Origin of the sequence: Jiangella alba, from assembly GCF_900106035.1 — a bacterium.
GTDB classification, from domain to species: Bacteria; Actinomycetota; Actinomycetes; order Jiangellales; family Jiangellaceae; genus Jiangella; species Jiangella alba.
In genome coordinates, this window is record NZ_FNUC01000004.1 from 2,128,968 (window position 1) to 2,144,483 (window position 15,516).

At 73.1% G+C, this 15,516-nt stretch carries 15 protein-coding genes and 1 pseudogene; 10 read left to right on the forward strand and 6 right to left on the reverse strand.

The genetic code is table 11. The features are described from left to right. Positions 1-39: 39 nt before the first annotated feature. From kynU to BLV02_RS27855, 5 genes are read right to left on the reverse strand one after another with little or no spacing between them, the layout of a single operon-like run. Positions 40-1,272 (reverse strand): kynureninase, encoded by a 1,233-nt coding sequence (kynU, locus tag BLV02_RS27835; RefSeq protein WP_069112497.1) that lies wholly within the window; start codon positions 1,270-1,272, stop codon positions 40-42. Positions 1,273-1,292: 20 nt separating this feature from the next. Beyond that, positions 1,293-2,795, reverse strand: coding sequence for a hypothetical protein (locus BLV02_RS27840; RefSeq protein ID WP_069112498.1), 1,503 nt, complete (start codon positions 2,793-2,795; stop codon positions 1,293-1,295). Further along, complete coding sequence (locus tag BLV02_RS27845) at positions 2,792-3,310, reverse strand: SigE family RNA polymerase sigma factor (protein ID WP_069112499.1); 519 nt, start codon at positions 3,308-3,310, stop codon at positions 2,792-2,794. The genes BLV02_RS27840 and BLV02_RS27845 overlap by 4 nt, the downstream gene beginning before the upstream one ends. Before the next feature lie 4 nt (positions 3,311-3,314). Further along, positions 3,315-4,751 carry a hypothetical protein gene (locus tag BLV02_RS27850; RefSeq protein WP_141711661.1) on the reverse strand — a complete coding sequence of 479 codons (1,437 nt, stop codon included), beginning with the start codon at positions 4,749-4,751 and terminating at the stop codon, positions 3,315-3,317. Then, complete coding sequence (locus tag BLV02_RS27855; protein WP_069112501.1) at positions 4,744-5,217, reverse strand: sigma factor-like helix-turn-helix DNA-binding protein; 474 nt, start codon at positions 5,215-5,217, stop codon at positions 4,744-4,746. The genes BLV02_RS27850 and BLV02_RS27855 overlap by 8 nt, the downstream gene beginning before the upstream one ends. A gap of 192 nt (positions 5,218-5,409) precedes the next feature. Between BLV02_RS27855 and BLV02_RS27860 the strand changes: the two genes are divergently transcribed. From BLV02_RS27860 to BLV02_RS27905, 10 genes are all read left to right on the forward strand, one after another. Next, positions 5,410-6,843: a cell division protein PerM gene (locus BLV02_RS27860; RefSeq protein ID WP_069112502.1), complete on the forward strand. Its 1,434-nt coding sequence runs from the start codon at positions 5,410-5,412 to the stop codon at positions 6,841-6,843. A gap of 19 nt (positions 6,844-6,862) precedes the next feature. After that, entirely contained in the window at positions 6,863-7,468 is a 606-nt protein-coding gene (gene purN, locus BLV02_RS27865) for a phosphoribosylglycinamide formyltransferase (RefSeq protein ID WP_069112503.1), read from the forward strand. Then, entirely contained in the window at positions 7,465-9,027 is a 1,563-nt protein-coding gene (gene purH / locus BLV02_RS27870) for a bifunctional phosphoribosylaminoimidazolecarboxamide formyltransferase/IMP cyclohydrolase (RefSeq protein WP_069112504.1), read from the forward strand. Before purN ends, purH begins: the two co-directional genes overlap by 4 nt. Positions 9,028-9,029: 2 nt before the next feature. Then, on the forward strand, positions 9,030-9,386 hold the full coding sequence (locus tag BLV02_RS27875; RefSeq protein WP_074946737.1) for an SH3 domain-containing protein: 357 nt from the start codon (positions 9,030-9,032) through the stop codon (positions 9,384-9,386). Positions 9,387-9,472: 86 nt separating this feature from the next. Beyond that, entirely contained in the window at positions 9,473-9,646 is a 174-nt protein-coding gene (locus tag BLV02_RS36780) for a DUF5302 domain-containing protein (protein ID WP_171906786.1), read from the forward strand. 43 nt (positions 9,647-9,689) lie between these two features. Further along, positions 9,690-10,559 carry a bifunctional methylenetetrahydrofolate dehydrogenase/methenyltetrahydrofolate cyclohydrolase gene (locus tag BLV02_RS27885; RefSeq protein ID WP_069112506.1) on the forward strand — a complete coding sequence of 290 codons (870 nt, stop codon included), beginning with the start codon at positions 9,690-9,692 and terminating at the stop codon, positions 10,557-10,559. 74 nt (positions 10,560-10,633) lie between these two features. Then, positions 10,634-11,761, forward strand: a complete 1,128-nt coding sequence (locus BLV02_RS27890) for a citrate/2-methylcitrate synthase (protein ID WP_069112507.1) — start codon at positions 10,634-10,636, stop codon at positions 11,759-11,761. Further along, entirely contained in the window at positions 11,758-12,111 is a 354-nt protein-coding gene (locus BLV02_RS27895) for a DUF3017 domain-containing protein (protein ID WP_216094318.1), read from the forward strand. Before BLV02_RS27890 ends, BLV02_RS27895 begins: the two co-directional genes overlap by 4 nt. Before the next feature lie 40 nt (positions 12,112-12,151). Next, the gene (locus tag BLV02_RS27900; RefSeq protein WP_069112508.1) at positions 12,152-13,135 is read left to right on the forward strand and encodes a malate dehydrogenase; all 984 of its coding nucleotides are present in this window, start codon (positions 12,152-12,154) and stop codon (positions 13,133-13,135) included. A 55-nt stretch (positions 13,136-13,190) separates the two neighbouring features. Then, positions 13,191-14,408, forward strand: a complete 1,218-nt coding sequence (locus BLV02_RS27905) for an NADP-dependent isocitrate dehydrogenase (RefSeq protein WP_069112509.1) — start codon at positions 13,191-13,193, stop codon at positions 14,406-14,408. 214 nt (positions 14,409-14,622) lie between these two features. Here BLV02_RS27905 and BLV02_RS27910 read toward each other — a convergent pair. Next, positions 14,623-15,376, reverse strand: a pseudogene (locus BLV02_RS27910) (DUF4185 domain-containing protein). Positions 15,377-15,516: the final 140 nt, after the last annotated feature.

Sequence of the window (15,516 nt, forward strand, 5' to 3'; positions counted from 1 at the left end):
CGTCCGTCTCGAGCGACCCTGAGCCGCACGAGGCCGTCGTCAGGTGACGGCGGCGCGGGCGACGTTCTCGGGGCGGCGGTGCTCGCCGGCGGCCAGGACGGCGGCCATGTGCTCGACCGCGTCGTACACGTCGGCGAAGCGGGTGTAGAGCGGCGCGACGCCGAAGCGGGCGAGGTCGGGCTCGCGGAAGTCGCCGACGACGCGGCGGGCGACGAGGGCCTGCACGAACCCGTACGCCTCGGGCAGCCGCAGGCACAGCTGCGAGCCGCGGGCGGCGTGGTCGCGCGGTACCTCGGCCTCGACGCCGAACGACGCGAGCCGCTCAGCCGCGAGCGTCAGGAACAGGTCGGTGAGCGCCAGCGACTTGCGCCGCACGTCCGCCATCGCGACGCCGTCGAACGCGTCCAGCGCGGTGTCGAGGACCGCCGTCCCGATGACCGGCGTCGTGCCGCTGAGCAGCCGCCGCACGCCGTCGGCCGGCCGGTAGTCGCGTTCCAGCGCGAACGGTGTCGCGTGCCCGAACCAGCCGGTGATCGGCTGCTCGACGACGCCCAGCCAGCGCGGCGCGACGTAGCCGAACGCGGGCGCGCCGGGCCCGCCGTTGAGGTACTTGTAGCCGCAGCCCACGGCGAGGTCGGCGGCCCACCCGGCGAGGTCGACGGCGACGGCGCCGGCTGAGTGGCAGAGGTCCCAGAGCACCACGGCGCCGGCGTCGTGCACCGCCCGGGTGACGGCGGCGCCGTCGTGCATGCGCCCCAGCCGGTAGTCGACGTGGCAGAGCGAGACGACGGCGACGTCGTCGTCCAGGACGTCGCTCAACGGCTCCGACGAGGCGGACCACCAGCGCACCGACAGGCCGAGCAGCCGCGCGACGCCGTCGATGACGTAGGAGTCGGTGGGGAAGTTGCCCGGTTCGGTGACGACGACCCGGCGGTCCGGCCGCAGCCGCGCGCCCGCCACCAGCAGCTTGAACAGTTGCACGCTGGTGGAGTCGCCGACGGTGACGGTGCCGGGCTCGGCGCCGAGCAGCCGCTCGAGCTTCGCGCCGACCGTCGCCGGGAGGTCGTACCAGCCGTGCGCGTTCCACGACGTGATGAGGTCGTCGCGCCACTCGGCGCCGACCAGCCGGCCCACCCGCTCGGCCACGCCGCGGGGCAGCGGGCCGAGCGAGTTGCCGTCGAGGTAGATCAGCCCGTCCGGCAGGTCGAACCGGTCGCGCAGCCGCGCCAGCGGGTCGTCGCGGTCGAGGGCCTCGGCGTCGGTGCGCTCCATGAGCGCAGCGTACGACGATCTCAGCCCACCGCCCGCTCCAGCGCGGAGGCCAGCAGCCCGTCCGCGACGCCGGGCCAGTCGCCGCCGGACGGGTCGCCCATGCCAGTGAACCCGACCGCCACGACGATGTTGCCCGCCCGGGCGATGCCGACGTTGGCGGTCGTCCACTCCGAGCCCTGGTCGTCCGGGCCCGGGTCGTTCCGGACGGCCCAGACGACGGCGTCGTCGGCGCCGGCCACGTCGACGGCGACCGGCTCGCCCACCGTCTGCACGCGGTCCGCCCCCACGTCGCCGCACTGCTCCGGCAGCGACGTGTGCGCGGCGACCGCCCGGAACGCCGCGTCGGCGTCGGGCAGCAGCCCCACCCATTCGTAGAGCGACGCGTCGAGGTCGTGGTTGTAGCCGAGCGCGGCGACGGTGATCGCGCCGTAGTCCATCGGGTCCTGCAGGCACGGCGCCGCGCCGAAGTCGATGTCCATCTCCGGCCGCCGGACGAACCCGGTGGCGGTGCCGACGGTGGCGACGTCGGCCTCGGTGAGGAACGGGTCGTCGGCGAGCTCGTGCGGGCCGTACTCCGGCATCGTCGGGTCGCCGGTCGGCGGATCGCCGGTCGCGTCGCCGGTGGGGTCGCCGGTCGGCGCCTCCGTGGGCTCGTCGCTCGCGCCGGGACCCGGGCCGGCGCCGACACCGGTGCCGGCGAGGTCGGCCAGGGCCGGGTCGCTCACGCAGGACGTGCCGAACACGGTGGAGCACATCCGTTCGGCCGCGGCGACCGGCAGGGCGGTGTCGATCTCGCCGCCGGCGGTGTTCTCCTGCGGTTCGGCGCGCGCCGTGACGCTGACGAGGTCCTGGTAGCGGACCAGCGAGATCGTCACCGCCTCGGAGCCGGGCACGGACGGGTCCACGTAGTAGCGGACCATCAGGCCCTCGTCGCCGACACCGTCGAGCGCGTACTCGTCGGTGACCACCGGCAGGTCGTCGGCGCCGCGGTCGGGCAGGCAGGTCTGCAACTGGTCCCAGAGGCCCTGCAGCGACGGGTCGGCGCCGAACCGGGCGAGATCCTGGCGCACCGCGAGGCCGTCGGGCGCCGCGAAGGTGACGTCGGCGCGCTCGGTGATGGCGCTGATGCGAGGAAGTTCGTCGCCGGGGTCGCAGGAGAGCCCGGTCAGCCGCTCGTCCTGCCGCTGCCACCCGTCCGTCTGCGTGGCGGCGGCGACGTCGTCGGCCGTGAGCAGCGCGTCGCCCAGGTCGGTCGCCGCGGTCGTCGGCGCCTCCGTGGTCAGCGTCGACAGGCTGGCCGGCGGCGCCGGTTCGGGTGACGTGCCGAGGCCGGCCGGGTTGATGACGAGCACACCGGCCGCGACCGCCGCCACGCCGGCCAGCACGCCGCCGGTGACCTGGTGCCGGGTCCGCCGTGCGCCGCGCCGCCGGGCCGCCGACGGGCCCGGCAGCGAGACGCCGTCGAGGTCGGCGGACAGGCCGGTGAGCCGCCGGCCCAGTTCGTCGTCCGGTCCTGCCGTCACGACGCTTCACCTCCCGCCGGTAATCCCGCGGCGTCGCCGCTGTCGGTGAGCAGGTGTGCCAGCGCCGCCCGCCCCCGCGACAGGCGCGCCTTGATGGTCCCCGACGGCGCGCCCGTCTCGGCCGCGATGTCGTCGACGCTCATCCCGACCAGGTGGTGCAGGACGATCGCCTGCCGCTGGCTCTCCGGGATCTGCTTGAGCGCCGTGACCAGCGCGACGTGGTCGGGGTCAGGCGACGGCGAGTGGTCCGGCACTCCGTGCTTGACCAGCGCCGTGACGCCGTTCTTCGCCTTGCGCCAGCGGCTGGCGGCGATGCGCCAGGCGACGGTGCGGATCCAGGCCTCCGGGCTGCTCGCCTGGCTGACCGTCTTCCACCGCTGCCACGCCCGGGCGTACGCCTCCTGCGTGCACTCCTGTGCGTCGGCGAGGTTGCCGGTCATGGCGTACATCTGGTGCAGGACGCGGCGGTGGGTGGCGTTGTAGAACTCGTCGAAGTCGGTGCTGTCGGCGGCCATCTCGTCACCCCCCGATCCGCTGTGCGGCGAGGTCGATCAGCTGCCGCATCTGGTCGGGCGTGAGCTCGTCGCCGATCAGACCGTAGTAGACGGCCGTGACGACGTTCCCGCTGACGGCGGCGCCGTAGAGCCAGGACGTCCCGTACTCGGTGTTCGTCAGCTGCCAGCTGGTGCCGTCGTAGCCGTCGCCGCTGACCGTGCCGGTGTTCTCGACGACGTCGCCCGGCTGGGTGGCCTGCTCGGCCTCCGCCGCCAGCGCGTCGTAGTGGGCCCGGGCCGACGCGGCGTCCGGAAAGGTCGCCCGGAACTGCGCGAGCTGGGCGCCGCCGATGTCCTCCGGATCGGAGTAGTCGCGCCGCTCGAGCGACTCGGCGCCGTCGGCGAACGGGTCGCGCATCAGGCCGACGAAGCCGTAGTCGGCCATCCCGATCTCGGTGGAGTCGGCCACCTCGCTGCCCGCGGTGAGATCGGTCAGGCCCGCCTCGGCGACGTCGTCGGCGGTCAGCCAGCCGTCGAGGTCGCCGACCGGCTCGGGGTAGAGCTGCTCGCGCTGCGGCTGCGCCGGGCACTCGGTGTCCACGACCGCGCACAGCCGGCTGATCGCCTCGACCGCGTCGTTCGTCTGCGGGACGCCGTTGTAGTCCTGGCCCTCGCCGCCACGGATGACGATCTCGACGAAGTCGCCGGCCCGGGTCAGGGTCGCCTCCACGTAGGTCGCGGTCTCCTCGGTGTTCGGCGGCCCCTGCCAGGCCAGCAGGTACGTCTCGTCGCCCACCCCGGTGACCTGCCACACCTGGATGAGGCTGTTCTCGCCGCCGTCGGCGCACGAGGTGATGCCGTCGCGCAACTCGGCGAGGCGGGCCTCGGCGTCCGGCCCGGCCGGCTCGACGATGTGCTCGACCCGGTAGTAGTCGTCGACCTGGAACGCGATCGCGGCCGCGTCCGACCCGGCGGCCGGCATGCACGGCAGCCAGCTGTCGCCCGTGGGGACCTCGACCCAGTCGGACGGGGACTCCTGGCCGCGGACCAGGTACTCGAGGTCGATCAGCGTGCCGGGCGGCACGGCCAGCGAGCCGGACCCGCCGCCGTCCTGGCCGCCGCCGTCGGGGCTCTCGTCGCTGGTGGGGTCGGAACTGGGCGGCGTCGTCGGCGGCGGGGTGGTCGGCGTCGGCGGCGTCGTGGTGGGGATGGTCGTGGGGGTGGGGGAGTCGGTGGGGGTCCCGGCCGGGTCCGGAGACGCGACGAAGTCGGGCGGGCTGACCGCGAACACGCCCAGCGCCACCGCCGCCACCCCGGCCAGCACACCGCCGGTGACCTGGTTGCGGGTCCGCTGCGCGGCACGGCGCCGCGCGGCGGCCGGCCCGGGCAGCGATACGCCCCCTAGGTCCGATTCGAGCGACGACAAGCGCCGGGAAAGGCTGTCGTCGAGGCTGTCAGACACGGTGGCCTCCGGTGAGTGCGGCGATGTCGCCGGGGAGAATGCGAGTCAGGGTGGCATGCGCCTTCGCGAGGCGGTTCTCGACGGTCGCGACGGACGTTCCGGTCTCGGCCGCGATGTCGGCGACGGCCGCACCGGCGAGATACCGGACGACGATCGCGTAGCGCTGTTTCTCCGGCAGCCGGAGCAGCGCCGCGACGAGGTCCGCGGACCCGGTGCCGGGTGGCGCCGCCGCCAGCCGCCCGCCGCGCCGCCACCGTCCCGACGCCAGCCGCCAGGCGGTGCCGCGGACCCAGGCTTCCGGGCTGGTCGCGGCCGTGACGGCGGGCCAGTGGCGCCAGGCCCGCGCGTACGCCTCCTGGGTGCACTCGCGGGCCCGGCCGAGGTCTCCGGTCAGCGCGTAGAGCTGGTGCAGCACACGCCGGCTCGTGGCGTCGTAGAACGCGTCGAACTCCGCGGGCTCGCGCATGCCGAAACCTCCCTTGTGCCCGTCGATCTCCGCTTACACCCAGGAGGACTCGTGAGTGCGCTCCACGGTTGCACGACTTATTCGGTGATCGGGCGCGTTTCCTCGTATTCCGATCATCGAAATAGCAGCTGATCAGGGCATGACCGGCGTGGTGCCGCCGATTCGCGCGCCCTTTGCGGTGACGATGGAGACGTGGCCGACCTGCTGACCCGACCGCTGCTCCGGCGCGATGAGCCGGCGTGGGGGTCGCGGGTCCCGTGGCTGGCGGCCATCGTCGCGACGGCCTGGGCGCTGCTGGCCGGGTTCGCCCTGTGCGTGCTGCCGGGCGTGGCGGTGTGGATCGCCGAGGGCGCGGTCGGCCCGCTGGGCGATCCGCTGCGGTTCGCCTCCCAGGCCTGGCTGACGGCGCACCACGCCGGCCTCGACGTCGGCGGCGGGTCGTTCACGCTGGCCCCGCTCGGCCTCACGCTGCTGTTCGTGCTGCTGCTGCACCGGTCGGCCAGGTGGGCGGCGCACTCGGCCGGGGTCGCGACGTCGCGCGGCGCGGTCGCCGTCGTCGTGCCGGCCGTGGTCACGTACGTCGTGGGCGCGGGGATCATCGCGGCGCTGTCGACCAGCCACGACGTCGCGGGCGACCCGTTCGAGGCCGTCCTGTGGGCGGCGCTGTGGTCGGGCGCCGCCGTGACGACCGGGGTGGCGCACGAATCCGGACTGCTGGCCGACTGGTGGTGGCGGGTGCCACCTCTGATGCGCGCGGCACTGGCCGGCGCGGGCGTGGCGGTGGCGGGGCTGGTCGGTGTGGGCGCTGTGCTGATGGGGGTCAGCCTCGTCGCCCACACCGGCCGGATCGGGGACCTCGCCACCGCCCTGGACGCCGGCCCGCTCGGCGCGACGCTGCTGATCGTGGGCTGCGCGCTGCTGGTGCCGAACCTGGTGGTGTGGTCCGCGGCGTTCGCGCTCGGACCCGGCTTCGCGGTCGGGACGGCGACCTCGGTGGCGCCGGACGGGGTCACGCTCGGCCTGGTGCCCGCGGTCCCGGTGTTCGGCGCGCTGCCGTCGGACCTGCCCGGCTCGCTCACGTGGCTGGTGGTGGCCGGCCCGGTGCTGGCGGGCCTGCTGGCCGGGTTGATGGTGCACCGGCGGCTCGGCCCGGTCCCGGAGCCCGGCCTCGACGCCGACTTCGACGCCGACCCGGGCGAGGATGGCGGAGACGACGACGGCGGCGTGGCGCTGGGCCCGGCGCTCGGCGTGGCGGCCGGGGCCGGCGCGATCGCGGCGGTCGCGATGGCCGTGCTGGCGCTGCTGTCGGGCGGGTCGGCCGGCGCGGAGCGGCTGACGGCGCTCGGCCCGGTGCCGTGGGAGGTGGCGGCGGCGACGTTCGGCCTCGTCACGGTGCCCGCCCTCGTGGTCGTGCTGGTGCTGCGGTTCCGTCGCACACCGGCCGACGCGGCCGACGAGGACGAGGCGGACGAGGACGAGGACGAGGCGGACGACACGGAGCACACGGCGGACGGCGCGGCGCATGCGGCGGACGCCGACCCGGTGGACCGGGCCGCAACCACAGGAGAGGGTGAGCCGGTCCCCGTAAGAGAAGAGGAACCACCACCCCCGCCACCAGAGAACTAGGTCCGGGTATTGTCGCCGGGTGACCTGCCGGATCGTGGTGCTGGTCTCGGGTACCGGCAGCAACCTCGCCGCCCTGCTCGACGCGTGCGCCGACCCCTCCTACGGTGCGACGGTGGTGGCCGTCGGCGCCGACCGTGACGGTATCCGCGCCCTCGACCTCGCCGCCGAGGCCGGCGTGCCGACGTTCGTCGAGCGGGTGAAGGACCACCCCGAGCGCGCCGACTGGGACCGCACGCTGGCCGAGCGGACCGCCGAGCACGCCCCCGACCTCATCGTGTCGGCGGGCTTCCTCAAGCTGGTCGGGCCGGCCTTCCTGAGCCGGTTCGGCGACCGCTACCTCAACACCCACAACGCGCTGCTGCCGTCGTTCCCGGGCATCCACGGCCCCCGCGACGCGCTCGCCTACGGCGTCAAGGTCACCGGCGCCACGCTGTTCTTCGTCGACGAAGGGGTCGACACCGGCCCGATCGTCGCGCAGGTCGCCGTCCCGGTGCACGACGACGACACCGAGGACACCCTCACCGAGCGCATCAAGGTCGCCGAGCGCGCCCAGCTGGTCGACCACGTCGGCCGGCTGGCCCGCGAGGGCTGGACCATCACCGAGAGAAAGGTCACCATCCCGTGAGCGAGGCCCGTACGCCGATCCGGCGCGCGCTGATCAGCGTCTACGACAAGACGGGGCTGGAGGAGCTGGCCCGCGGCCTGCACGCGGCCGGTGTCGCGATCGTCTCGACGGGATCGACGGCGGCCCGCATCGCCGCCGCGGGCGTGCCGGTGACCGCCGTCGAGGAACTGACCGGGTTCCCCGAGTGCCTCGACGGCCGGGTCAAGACGCTGCACCCGAACGTGCACGCCGGCCTGCTCGCCGACGTCCGCCTGGAGAACCACCGCACCCAGCTCGACGAGTTGGGCATCGAGCCGTTCCAGCTGCTGGTGAGCAACCTGTACCCGTTCGCGCAGACGGTCGCCTCGGGCGCCGGCCCGGACGAGGTGATCGAGCAGATCGACATCGGCGGCCCGTCGATGGTCCGCGGCGCGGCGAAGAACCACGCCAACGTCGCCGTCGTCGTCGACCCCGCCCGCTACGGCGAGGTGCTGGCCGCCGTCGAGGCCGGCGGGTTCACGCTGGGCGAGCGGCAGCGGCTGGCGCTGCAGGCGTTCACCCACACCGCCACCTACGACGTGCACGTGGCGTCCTGGCTGGGCAGCGTCGTCGCGCCGCCGGCCGACGGCACCGTCTTCCCCGAGTGGGCCGGCGGCACGTGGGAGCGCAGCGCCGTCCTCCGGTACGGCGAGAACCCGCACCAGGCCGCGGCGCTCTACCGCAGCGGCTTCGGCGCGCCCGGGCTGGCCGGTGCGGAGCAGCTGCACGGCAAGGAGATGTCGTACAACAACTACGTCGACGCCGACGCCGCGTGGCGCTCGGCGCACGACTTCGCCGAGCCGGCCGTCGCGATCATCAAGCACGCCAACCCGTGCGGCATCGCCGTCGGCGCCGACATCGCCGACGCGCACCGCAAGGCCAACGCGACCGACCCGGTGTCGGCGTACGGCGGCGTCATCGCGGCGAACCGGCCGGTGACCGCCGAGGCGGCGGAGCTGATCGCGACCATCTTCACCGAGGTCGTCGTCGCGCCCGACTTCGAGCCCGGTGCGCTGGAGCTGCTGACGCAGAAGAAGAACGTGCGCCTGCTGCGGGTGGCGGGCTCGGCCGCCGCGCCGGTCGAGACCCGGTCGATCTCCGGTGGCCTGCTCATGCAGCAGGCCGACCGCGTCGACGCGCCCGGCGACGACCCCGCGACGTGGACGCTGGCCGCCGGTTCGCCGGCCGACGACGCGACGCTGGCCGATCTCGCGTTCGCCTGGCGGGCGGTGCGCTCGGTCAAGAGCAACGCGATCCTGCTGGCCAGCGGCGGCGCCGCCGTCGGCGTCGGCATGGGCCAGGTCAACCGCGTCGACTCCGCCCGGCTCGCGGTGACCCGCGCCGGCGACCGCGCCGCCGGCTCCGTCGGCGCCTCCGACGCGTTCTTCCCCTTCGCCGACGGCCTGCAGGTGCTCACCGACGCCGGCGTCCGCGCCATCGTCCAGCCGGGCGGCTCGGTGCGCGACGAGGAGGTCGTGGCGGCCGCCCGCGAGGCCGGCGTGACCATGTACTTCACCGGCACGCGGCACTTCTTCCACTGACCGTGTCCGCCGACGAGGTCGTGGCCGCCGCAGATCACGAGATCCCCGACCGCCGCCCGATCCAGGTCGGCCCGGGCGACGTCGTCGAGGTGGGCGAGCGCGACACGACCTGGCCGGCGTTCGTGTTCGTCACGACGCCGTCCGGGTCCGGCTGGGTGCCCGAACGGCAGCTGAGCGACGACCGGCCGCGGGCCACCGTCCTGCGGCACTACGACACCCAGGAGCTGCCGGTGAGCGCCGGAGAGGCGCTGACGGTCACGGCAGACGACCCCGAGTCGGGTTGGAGCTGGTGTGTCAACGCCGCTGGTCGAGCCGGGTGGGTGCCGCACTCGGCGCTCCGCCGTCGCGCCACGACCTGAGCAGGGCCGCGCAGGGCGGGACGCGGGCTGCCGGGCCAGGACGAACCGCCGATGGCCGCCGCGGCCCGCGGGGTAGGGTGACGAGCATGGCAGCCAAGAAGTCCGGCGGTAACGACGATCTCAAGGCCAAGATGCGCGAGGCCTTGGAGCGGAAGAAGTCCGCCGATCACGAGCACCCGGACGACCAAGCGTCCGGCACCGGCCCGTCCCACGAGGACGCGGCGAAGACCCAGCGGATGTTCCGCCGCAAGAGCGGCTGAGCACCGGTCGGCCGCCGGTCCGGACCATGCGAGAATCAGATACGTGAGCGCGAAGATTCTCGACGGCAAGAACACGGCGGCCACCATCCGTTCCGAGCTCACCGCCCGGGTCAAGGCCCTGGGCGAGCGGGGCATCGTCCCGGGGCTGGGCACGGTCCTGGTCGGCGACGACCCCGGCAGCCATGCGTACGTCGCCGGCAAGCATCGCGACTGCGCCGAGGTCGGCGTCGAGTCCCTGCAGGTCGAGCTGCCCGCCACGGCTACCCAGGCCGAGGTCGAGGCGGCCGTCGCCCAGCTCAACGACGACCCCGCGTGTCACGGCTTCATCGTCCAGCTGCCACTGCCGAAGGGCCTGGACGACGAGCGGGTGCTGTCGGCCATCGACCCCGTCAAGGACGCCGACGGGCTGCACCCGCAGAACCTCGGCAAGCTGGTGCTCATGCAGCCGGCGCCGCTGCCCTGCACCCCGCGCGGCTGCCTCGAGCTGCTGCGCCGCTACGACGTCCCCACCGACGGCGCCGAGATGGTGGTCGTCGGGCGCGGGGTCACCGCGGGCCGCCCGATGGGCCTGCTGTTCTCGCGTCGCAGCGAGAACGCCACCGTCACCATCTGCCACACCGGCACCCGCGACCTCGCCGCCACCGTGCGGCGCGCCGACATCGTCATCGCCGCGGCCGGGGTGCCGGGGCTGCTCACTGCCGACATGGTCAAGCCGGGGGCGGCCGTCCTCGACGTCGGCATCACCCGCGTCGTCGGTCCTGACGGCAAGGGCCGCTACACCGGCGACGTCGCGCCCGAGGTGCGCGAAGTGGCCGGGTATCTCGCGCCGATGCCCGGCGGCATCGGCCCCATGACTCGTGCAATGCTGTTGGCCAACGTCGTGGAGGCGGCCGAGGCCGCCGTCCCCGCGTAGGCCGGACCACGCCCGGCGAGCGGACCGGCGGCATCGACGCCGGTTCGTTCTTCCCCTTGAGGAGGACCCATTTCATGGCCGAGAAATCTCCGCGCGGCCTCGCCGACGTCGTGGCCGCGTCCACGTCGATCTCCGACATCGACGGGCGAGAGGGTCGGCTCTGGTACCGGGGCTACGACATCCACGACATCGCCGGGCGCATCTCCTTCGAGGAGTGCGTCCACCTGCTACAGCGGGGCACGCTGCCCACGCAGGCCGAGCTCGACGGGCTGACGGCCGAGCTGGCCGACGGCCGCCGGTACGGCTCGGTCTCCGCCACGCTGCTGCCCTACGTCGTCGGCAGCGGCACGCCGATGGAGGCGCTGCGCACGCTGGTGTCGTCGCTGGCCATCGACGACCCCGACGCCGAGGACGCGTCCATCGACGCCGACCGCCGCAAGGCGACCCGGCTGGTCGCGCAGCTGCCGGTGCTGGTGGCGTCGTACGAGGCGCAGCGGTCCGGCCGCGAGGTGCCCGACGCCGACCCCGAGCTGGGCATCGCCGGCAACTTCCTGCTGCAGATCACCGGCGAGCGGCCGGCGCCGCGGGCCGCGGAGATCTTCGACGAGTGCCTGGTGCTGCACGCCGACCACACGATGAACGCGTCGACGTTCACCGCGCGGGTCATCGCCGCCACGCTCTCCGACATGCACTCGGCCATCACCGGCGCCATGGGCGCGCTGCGCGGCCCGCTGCACGGCGGCGCCAACGAGGCGGTCATGAAGACGCTGACGTCGATCGACGGTGACGAGAACGCCGTCGACCAGTTCGTCCGCGACGAGCTGGGCGCCGGCCGCAAGATCATGGGGTTCGGCCACCGGGTCTACAAGACCGAGGACCCCCGCGCCACCCACCTGCGCAAGATGAGCGAGGAGCTGGCCGACCTCACCGGCAACCGCCGCTACTACGAGTTCTCCCGCCGCATGGAGCAGACAGTGCTCGACGAGAAGGGCCTGTTCCCGAACGTCGACTTCTTCGCCGCCAGCGTCTACCACGCGCTGGGCATCCCGACGGACCTGTTCACGCCGGTCTTCGCGATCTCGCGGATGAGCGGCTGGACGGCGCACGTCATCGAGCAGCACGAGGACAACCGCCTCATCCGGCCCGACAGCGACTACACCGGGCCGCACGACCAGCAGTGGGTGGAGATCTCGAAGCGGTGAACACGCGCTCCGGTACGCATCGCGCGGCGGCCAGCAGCCGTTGGGCCCAGGCCGCCGAGCGGCGGCTCATGCCCGCGAGCTGGCTGCGCGCGGTGTTCCGGCAGTGGCCGCTGCTGCTGGTGCTGACGGTCATCGCCATCGGCACGTTCATCGTGGCCGACAACCACTTCCGCCGCGGCACGTTCATCATCGCCGGCGGCGTGTGCCTGGCGGCCGTCCTGCGGGCCGTGCTGCCCAGCGGCATCGCCGGCCTGCTCAAGGTGCGCTCGCGCGCCATCGACCTGCTGACGCTGGGGTTCCTGGGGGCGGGGACCCTGATCGCGTCGCTCATCGTCCCGCCCCCGTCCTGACACCGTCGTTCCGTCGCAGCTCATCGAGGAGAGAATCACCATGTCCCAGCCCGTCAACGTCACCGTCACCGGCGCGGCCGGTCAGATCGGCTACGCCCTGCTGTTCCGGGTGGCGTCCGGGCAGTTGCTGGGCGCCGACACCCCGGTGCGGCTGAAGCTGCTGGAGATCCCGCCGGCGGTGAAGGCGGCAGAGGGCACCGCCATGGAGCTGGACGACTGCGCGTTCCCGCTGCTGTCCGGCATCGACATCTACGACGACCCGCGCCAGGCGTTCGACGGCGTCAACGTCGCCCTGCTGGTCGGGGCGCGGCCGCGGACGAAGGGCATGGAGCGCGGCGACCTCCTCGAGGCCAACGGCGGCATCTTCAAGCCGCAGGGCGAGGCCATCAACGCCGGCGCGGCTGACGACGTCCGCGTGCTGGTGGTCGGCAACCCGGCCAACACCAACGCGCTGATCGCACAGTCGCACGCGCCGGACGTCCCGGCCGACCGCTTCACCGCGATGACCCGCCTCGACCACAACCGCGCGCTGTCGCAGCTGTCGGCGAAGCTGGGCGTCGGCGTCGCCGACATCGCGAAGCTGACCATCTGGGGCAACCACTCGGCCACCCAGTACCCCGACATCTTCCACGCCGAGGTCGCCGGGAAGCCGGCGTCGGAGCTGGTCGACGAGGCGTGGCTGACCGACGACTTCATCCCGACGGTGGCCAAGCGCGGCGCCGCGATCATCGAGGCGCGCGGCGCGTCGTCGGCGGCGTCGGCGGCCAACGCGGCCATCGACCACGTCTACGACTGGGTCAACGGCACCCCCGAGGGCGGCTGGACGTCGGCGGCCATCGTGTCCGACGGCTCGTACGGCGTGCCCGCGGGCCTGATCTCGTCGTTCCCGGTGGTCTCGCGCGGCGGCGCCTGGGAGATCGTCCAGGGCCTGGAGGTCAGCGACTTCTCCCGCGAGCGCATCGACGCGTCGGTGCGGGAGCTGACGGAGGAGCGCGACGCGGTGGCGGCGCTGGGCCTCGTCTGACCGTCTGTTATCTTGACGTCGAGACAAACATTCTCATCCGGGAGTTGCTGACAACATGGCGAAGATCAAGGTAGCCGGGCCCGTCGTCGAGCTCGACGGCGACGAGATGACGCGGATCATCTGGTCGTTCATCAAGGACCGCCTGATCCATCCGTACCTCGACATCGACCTGCGCTACTTCGACCTCGGCATCGAACACCGCGACGCCACCGACGACCAGGTCACCATCGACGCCGCCCACGCCATCAAGGAGCACGGCGTCGGCGTCAAGTGCGCCACCATCACGCCCGACGAGGCGCGGGTCGAGGAGTTCGGCCTGAAGAAGATGTGGGTCTCGCCGAACGGCACGATCCGCAACATCCTCGGCGGCGTGGTGTTCCGCGAGCCGATCATCATCTCCAACATCCCGCGGCTGGTGCCGGGCTGGACCAAGCCGATCATCATCGGCCGTCACGCGCACGGCGACCAGTACAAGGCCACCAACTTCAAGGTGCCCGGCGCCGGCGAGCTGACCATCACCTTCACCCCGGCCGACGGCTCCGAGCCGATCCAGCACGTGGTCGCCAACTACGGCGACGACGGCGGCGTGGCCATGGGCATGTACAACTTCAACAAGTCCATCGAGGACTTCGCCCGGGCCTCGTTCTCCTACGGCCTGCAGCGCGGCTACCCGGTCTACATGTCGACGAAGAACACCATCCTCAAGGCCTACGACGGCGCCTTCAAGGACATCTTCGCCGACGTCTTCGAGCGGGAGTTCAAGGCCGACTTCGAGCAGGCCGGGCTCACCTACGAGCACCGGCTCATCGACGACATGGTCGCGGCCGCCATGAAGTGGGAGGGCGGCTACGTCTGGGCCTGCAAGAACTACGACGGCGACGTCCAGTCCGACACCGTCGCGCAGGGCTTCGGCTCGCTCGGCCTCATGACGTCGGTGCTCATGACGCCCGACGGCAAGACCGTCGAGGCCGAGGCCGCGCACGGCACCGTCACCCGGCACTACCGCCAGCACCAGGCCGGCAAGCCGACCTCCACCAACCCGATCGCCTCGATCTTCGCGTGGACCGGTGGCCTCAAGCACCGCGGCAAGCTCGACAACACCCCCGAGGTCACCGGCTTCGCCGAGACCCTCGAGGACGTCATCGTCAAGACCGTCGAGTCCGGCGTCATGACGAAGGACCTCGCGCTGCTGGTCGGCCCCGACCAGGAGTGGAAGACCACCGAGGACTTCCTCGGCGCGCTCGACGAGAACCTCGCCAAGCGCCTGGTCTAGAGTCCGGGTTCCACCCGCGCCGTCCGTCGCCCGGTCGCTCCTTCGGGAGCGGCCGGGCGTTGTGCCGGCCGGCCCGGCCAGGCGCGAGCACCACCCGGGCAAGGTGACGCGAGCGCCAACGGTTGGCGTTCAGGTCACCTCCTGCCGAGGACGCCACCGTGGTCATGGCGCTGAATGCGCTGCTCTGGCGACACCAACAGCGCCATGCGGTCCGTCACCGCCGCGTGAGCGTCGAGCGCATCAGCGTCACGTTGTACGGGCCCCACTGGGTGAGCGCGAAGTAGAGGTCCGGTCCGCTGGACCATGGGTGCAGGTATCCGCCGTACAGCGCCGGGTACTCGGCGCCGTCGACGAGCACCTGCTCGTCGCCCCAGGGGCCGGTCGGCTGGGGCGCGTCGCGCAGGACGATCTGCGCCCGCGACTCGTCGAGGTAGGTCATCAGCCAGCGGCCGGTGTACTCGTTGTACTGCACCGACAGCTCGCCGATCGGGCGTGCCGAACAGGTAGACGTGGCCGCCGTGGCGGGCCAACGCCGCCATCTGGAAGTCGTCGTCCCACTCCGGCGTGTTCGGCCAGGCGGCGTCCGGGTCCTTCGTCCACGTCGTGCCGCCGTCGTCGGACCAGGCGATGCCGGAGTGGTTGGTGAACCAGGTGCCGGCCGGGCCCCAGTGGTTCACCGACATGTAGTGCAGGTAGCTGCGGCCGTCGACGGCGATGCCGGCCGTCGGGATGACCGTCTCCTCGACGCCGTTCTGCTGCAGGCAGTCCAGCAGCTGGCCGGCGTGCCCGGGCCGGTCCTGCACCATCGTGTCGAACGTCATGCCGTCGGCGAGGTCGCGGTCCGACGACACCGCCAGCACGTTGCACCGCCAGTCCGCCTCGCGCGGCCCGGCGCCGTTGCCGCCCCAGCCCGCGCCGTAGGTGTCGCCGAAGGCCATCAGCACGGAGCCGTCGCCGTCGTCCCACATGACGCCGAGGTCGGTGCCGTGCACCTGGTAGCGCAGGTCGGTCTCGTTGATCGAGCCCGCGCCGGTCAGCAGGGCGACCGGCTCGCCCGGTGCGACCGTGACGCCCGGCTCTGGCTCGGCGGCGGAGGCGGTGAGGGCGG

Bases quoted from the DNA above. Each gene is read 5' to 3' on its own strand.
- BLV02_RS27845 (WP_069112499.1), bottom strand. From the start codon at position 3,310: ATGGCCGCCGACAGCACCGACTTCGACGAGTTCTACAACGCCACCCAC.
- BLV02_RS27900 (WP_069112508.1), top strand. From the start codon at position 12,152: ATGTCCCAGCCCGTCAACGTCACCGTCACCGGCGCGGCCGGTCAGATC.
- BLV02_RS27855 (WP_069112501.1), bottom strand. From the start codon at position 5,217: ATGCGCGAGCCCGCGGAGTTCGACGCGTTCTACGACGCCACGAGCCGG.
- BLV02_RS27905 (WP_069112509.1), top strand. From the start codon at position 13,191: ATGGCGAAGATCAAGGTAGCCGGGCCCGTCGTCGAGCTCGACGGCGAC.
- kynU (WP_069112497.1), bottom strand. From the start codon at position 1,272: ATGGAGCGCACCGACGCCGAGGCCCTCGACCGCGACGACCCGCTGGCG.
- BLV02_RS36780 (WP_171906786.1), top strand. From the start codon at position 9,473: ATGGCAGCCAAGAAGTCCGGCGGTAACGACGATCTCAAGGCCAAGATG.
- BLV02_RS27890 (WP_069112507.1), top strand. From the start codon at position 10,634: ATGGCCGAGAAATCTCCGCGCGGCCTCGCCGACGTCGTGGCCGCGTCC.